Genomic DNA, 4,920 nt, shown 5'->3' with positions numbered 1-4,920 from the left:
GTGATCGACGAGGAGGAAGATGTTTTCCCATTGCTCCGCAAACGATGCTTGCCTGAGGATCAGGTGGACGAGGTCCTGGATCGCCTGACGGAAGAGCACGCTGAGGATAAAGCGCTATCCACCCGCGCGCGCGATGTGTTGAATGCCTGCCTCATCGTCCGAAAGCCGCCGCACGCCATTGAAGGCGGCGCGGAGGCGCTACGCGCGTTCGCGCACCACGAAATGCAGCATCTTACGCTGGAGAATGCCGTGGTCGTGCCGCTTGCGCGGAGGCGCTTCAGCGCTGCGGATCTGCGCTTTCTGAGCGCCAGACTGATCGCCCGCCGCCGCCGGGTGGCGGCGACGGACGAATAGCTCACGAACATTTCGAATAGCCGCAATCCAGGCACTTGTCGCACCCTTCGGCGCGCACAAGGGCAGCGGCGTTGCACTTCGGGCAGAATCGGGGACGGGAGTTGGCGACCGGCGCCGGGTCGGCCGCTGTCACCGGCGCGGCGATCGTATCGCTATCCAGGTGACGTTGGATCACGTCGCCAATCGCGGCTAGCAGCGACGGCACGTAGCGCCCATGCAGCCATGCGCCGCCGCGCGGATCAAACACGGCCTTGAGTTCCTCCGCCACGAACGACACATCGCCGCCGCGACGGAACACGGCGGAGATCATGCGGGTAAGCGCAAGCGTCCAGGCATAGTGCTCCATGTTCTTCGAGTTGATGAAAATCTCGAACGGCCGGCGTACGCCGCCTTCGTCGATATCGTTGATCGTCACATAGAGCGCGTGCTCGCTCTCCGGCCACTTGATCTTATAGGTTGAGCCGATCAGGGTCTCTGGGCGCGCGGCCAATGGCGGCGGCGCGGGCGTTGGCGGCGTCTGCTCTGCGGGCTTCTCAACAGAGAGAATCGAGCCTGTGACAGCATTCGGCCGGTAGGTTGTACAGCCTTTGCAGCCGAGGTCGAACGCCCGCGCGTAGATGTCGGCAAAATCCTCGAACGGAATGTCTTCCGGACAATTGACCGTCTTTGAAATCGAACTGTCGATGAAGCGCTGCGCGGCGGCCTGCATCGCGAGGTGATCGGCGGGCGTAAGCGTCTGGGCGCTGACAAAACTATGCTCCGGCGGAGTCGCTTCGCCATGTGTGCGGCGCCACATCGTCAAAGCGTAATCTTGAACGGGCTCCTCGATGAATGAATTGTCGGGCTGACGCACGCGGCGCTGATAGGAAAACGCAAACACCGGCTCGATGCCCGAGGACGTATTCCCGGCAAGCAAGGAGATCGTACCCGTCGGCGCGATCGTGGTCAGGCAACCGTTGCGCAGCCCGTGCTCGGCAATAAGCGCGCGGGTATCGGTGTCTAAGGAGGCCAAAGTCGGCCGATCGAGGATCGCTGTATCGTAGGCGGGAAACACGCCCTTTTCCGCCGCAAGCAGAGCGGAGGCGCGGTAGGCCGCGGTGCGAATGGCGCTCAGCCATTTCTCCGTGAGCGCCACGCCATCTGCGCCGCCATAGCGCGTGTTGCAGAAAATCAGGGCGTCAGCCAGACCCGTAACGCCAAGCCCGATGCGGCGCTTGGCCTTGGCTTCCTGCTCTTGTTCGCGGAGCGGATAGCGCGAAACGTCGATCACATTGTCGAGAAAGCGGACTGATGTGGTGGTTAGACGCTCCAGTTCTTCGATGTCGATCTCGGCGTCGGCCTCGAACGGACGTTGTACGAGCCGCGACAGATTGATCGATCCCAACAAACATGCGCCGTAGGGCGGTAAAGGCTGCTCGCCGCACGGGTTCGTTGCGGAGATGGTTTCGCAATAGGCGAGATTGTTCTCCGCATTGACACGATCGATGAAGATCACGCCGGGCTCGGCGGCATCATAGGTCGAACGCATCAGGCGCGCCCAGAGATCGCGCGCGCGCACTGTCCGATATATTTGGCCGTTGAACTGAAGCGGCCAGTCTTGATCCGCGGCGAGCGCGGCCATGAAGTCGTTGGTGACCAGCGCCGAAATGTTGAAATTACGCAGTCGCGACGCATCGCGCTTGGCGTCTATGAACGCTTCAATGTCCGGGTGATCAATACGCAGACATCCCATCATCGCGCCACGGCGCTGGCCCGCGGACATGACAGTGCGGCACATCGCGTCCCACGCATCCATGAAGGAGAGCGGCCCGGACGCCTGCGCGCCGACGCCGCGTACCGGCGCGCCGGCGGGACGTATGGTTGAGAAGTCCATGCCCACGCCGCCGCCTTGCTGCATGGTGAGTGCGGCTTCGCGCAAATGTTCGAAGATGCCGTCGAGATTGTCCGGGATGGTTCCCATCACGAAGCAATTGAACAGAGTGACAGCGCGCCCGGTGCCGGCGCCGGCTATGATGCGGCCCGCCGGCAGGAACTTGAAATCACGAAGCGCATCTTCGAATTGCTCGCGCCAATAGCGGCGCGTGCGCGAGGGTTCAGCCTCGGCGATCGCGGCGGCGACGCGCGCCCACGTGGACTCAACACTCTGGTCACCGCCGTCGCCATCGGGGCGGAAGCGATATTTCGCGTTCCAGATTTCGGCGGAAATGGCGGCGTCAAAAGGCATGTCCTTGCTCCATTCATCTGAGTTCGTGCGCCAGTCTCCATGAGTCGAATGTAAGGCGGAGGTAAATTGCAGCAGCTCGCGACAACGCAGCGCAGTTTTTGCCTTCGATCAACGAGTGCTTTGATGTTGGTCAATCGTCACACGCTGCGTGCGCGATATGATAATCATTATGAGGAGAGCGGCAATGTTGCACAAGACGATCTCGGAGATTTCCAGCGCAAACGCCGGCGCGGCGGGCGTGTTACGGCGTCTCAAAATTGATCTGTGTGACGAGGGGGAGCGTCGATTACGGGACGTGCTCGGCGAGCGCGCCATAGACGCGGCGGTCGTTTTGGAGGATTTGCAGGCCACGCAGGGCAGCGCGCGTGATGACGCGCCCACTACGCCCGAGGCGCTCATCCCCTTCATCCTGGAAACCTATCACGCCGTGCATCGGCGCGAATTGCCGGAACTCTACAAGCTCGCCCGCAAAGTGGAGGCGGTTCACGCCAGTCATGAAGCGGCGCCTGTGGGTCTCGCAGACTTCCTGGCGGCGCTACTGGGGGAATTGGAGGACCATATGAGCAAGGAGGAGCAAGTGCTGTTTCCGACCTTGCTCGCGGGTGGCGGAGGTTGCGCGCCGTTCGCGATGCGGCGCATGCGTATGGAGCATGAAGGGCACGAACGTCATCTGGAAGAGTTGAGCGCGCGCACGAACGCGTTTTTGCCGCCAGAAGACGCTTGCGGCACGTGGCGTGCGCTCTATGCGGGGTGCGCCAAGCTCCATGAGGACCTGCGCGCGCATATCGCATTAGAGAATGAAGTGTTGTTTCCGATGTTCGAATAGCGGATCGGGGATTGATGTTTGTCATTGGGCCAGCGTCGAGGTGAGCGCATTGTGCGCGCGTGGCTGCGGCAGCTCGGTCATGGCTGACGCCGTCTCTCCCTAGCTTGGCGGCCGCACCCGCGGCCGCCATTTTTTCGTGGTTGTGGCAAAGCGGTAGAGGGCTCCGTGCCCTCTGACTCCCGACGCTCCCACCCCACAGCGGCGGCACGCACCGCCAGCGTTGTTTAGGGCGGAGGTAGAAATCCAGATGCCTCGGTCGACAATCGTCGGAAGTTAGACTTCCGCTTTCAGGGGCGCCGCGTTAGGGATCTCGCACCTCGTCACGCCCACGGACTGTGTCGGAGCGGCCATCAGCTCCCTTCGTCGGTGCGCTGCAATATTCGTCAATCCACTTTGTAGGTTCGCCGGGTTTGATTTCCGGTCCGCCTTTGGCAACTTGAGGCGCGCCCAAGATGTTGCTGGGCGCTGGCGCTTGTTCCACCTGCATTAGGCGTGTGGAAGGCGGCAAAGACCTGGAGGCGCGTTTGACCACCACCGTTCTGCTTGCCCTGGGCGCCATCATCTTGATTGGCGTCGTGGTGCTCTACAACCAGCTCATCGCCAAGCGGCAGATGGTCAATAATGGGTGGGCCGACATCGACGTGCAACTGAAGCGGCGCGCCGACCTGATCCCCCGCCTCGTTAGCGTCGTGCAAGGCTACGCCGCGCACGAGAAGCAATTGTTCGAGGATGTCGCCGCCCGCCGCGCCGCAGCGCTGGCCGCCGGCGACGACGTCGCCACACGCAGCGCCGCTGAGAGCGAGCTCTCACGCCCGGTCGCGCGTCTCATCGCCGTCGCCGAAGCCTATCCTGAACTCAAGGCCAGCCAAAATTTTCTGGACTTGCAGAACGAACTCTCGGCCACGGAAGACAAAATCGAAATGGCGCGCCGTTTCTTCAACGGCGCCGTGCGTGAACTCAACATCGCGGTCGAAAGCTTCCCGACCAATCTTGTCGCGATCCTCGGCGGCATCGGCGCTCGGCAATATTTTGAGATTGAGTCCGCCAATCGCGCCGCGCCCGCGCTTCATCTGGGCGGCGACCAATGAGTCTCCGCGCCACGCTGCTTGCGCTGCTTGCGCTTCTCTTCGCCCAGCCGGCGTTCGCGCGTGAAGAGATCACCATGTTCGACGTCCATGTCGCGGTCGAACGGGATGGCGACATCATTGTCACCGAGACCATCAGCGTCGTCGCCGAAGGCGCGCAGATCCGCCGCGGCATCTTCCGCGATTTGCCGCGGCATTTTGAGCGCGACGGAGCAACGTTCGCTTACGGCTACCGTGTTCTTGAGGTTGAACGCGATGGACGCGAAGAACCCTACGAGATCAGCACCGACGATAATGCGTATCGCATCCGTATCGGCGATCCCGACGTGCTGCTCGAACCCGGGCGGTACACCTTCTTGATCCGCTACGAGGTCAAGAACCAGGTTCGCTATTTCGACGGCTATGATGAAGTCTATTGGAACGCGACCGGC

Annotated in this window: 5 protein-coding genes; 4 read left to right on the top strand and 1 reads right to left on the bottom strand. The window is 61.9% G+C overall.

Translation table 11 applies throughout. The features are described from left to right. The coding region (locus VF769_RS14490) for a hemerythrin domain-containing protein (protein WP_331009137.1) at positions 1–354 on the top strand (354 nt) is incomplete at its 5' end. A 1-nt stretch (position 355) separates the two neighbouring features. On the opposite strand, the gene VF769_RS14485 is transcribed toward VF769_RS14490, so the two are convergent. After that, a complete protein-coding gene (locus VF769_RS14485) occupies positions 356–2,578 on the bottom strand; it encodes an adenosylcobalamin-dependent ribonucleoside-diphosphate reductase (RefSeq protein ID WP_331009136.1) in 2,223 nt (740 codons plus the stop codon). Between the two features lie 184 nt (positions 2,579–2,762). On the opposite strand from VF769_RS14485, the gene VF769_RS14480 reads away from it, so the two are divergent. From VF769_RS14480 to VF769_RS14470, 3 genes are all read left to right on the top strand, one after another. Then, positions 2,763–3,404: a DUF542 domain-containing protein gene (locus tag VF769_RS14480; RefSeq protein WP_331009135.1), complete on the top strand. Its 642-nt coding sequence runs from the start codon at positions 2,763–2,765 to the stop codon at positions 3,402–3,404. Positions 3,405–3,928: 524 nt separating this feature from the next. Further along, the gene (locus tag VF769_RS14475; RefSeq protein ID WP_331009134.1) at positions 3,929–4,492 is read left to right on the top strand and encodes a LemA family protein; all 564 of its coding nucleotides are present in this window, start codon (positions 3,929–3,931) and stop codon (positions 4,490–4,492) included. Further along, positions 4,489–4,920: DUF2207 domain-containing protein (locus VF769_RS14470; protein ID WP_331009133.1), on the top strand; the 432-nt coding region annotated here is incomplete at its 3' end. The genes VF769_RS14475 and VF769_RS14470, both read left to right, overlap by 4 nt.

It is taken from the genome of Vitreimonas sp. (genome assembly GCF_036392335.1).
In the GTDB taxonomy this organism is placed as follows: domain Bacteria; phylum Pseudomonadota; class Alphaproteobacteria; order Caulobacterales; family Aquidulcibacteraceae; genus Vitreimonas.
This window is presented reverse-complemented; position numbering and strand designations above follow the sequence as displayed.

Excerpts from the sequence above, each read along its gene's own strand:
- VF769_RS14485 (WP_331009136.1), bottom strand. The coding sequence starts at position 2,578 with ATGCCTTTTGACGCCGCCATTTCCGCCGAAATCTGGAACGCGAAATAT.
- VF769_RS14480 (WP_331009135.1), top strand. The coding sequence starts at position 2,763 with ATGTTGCACAAGACGATCTCGGAGATTTCCAGCGCAAACGCCGGCGCG.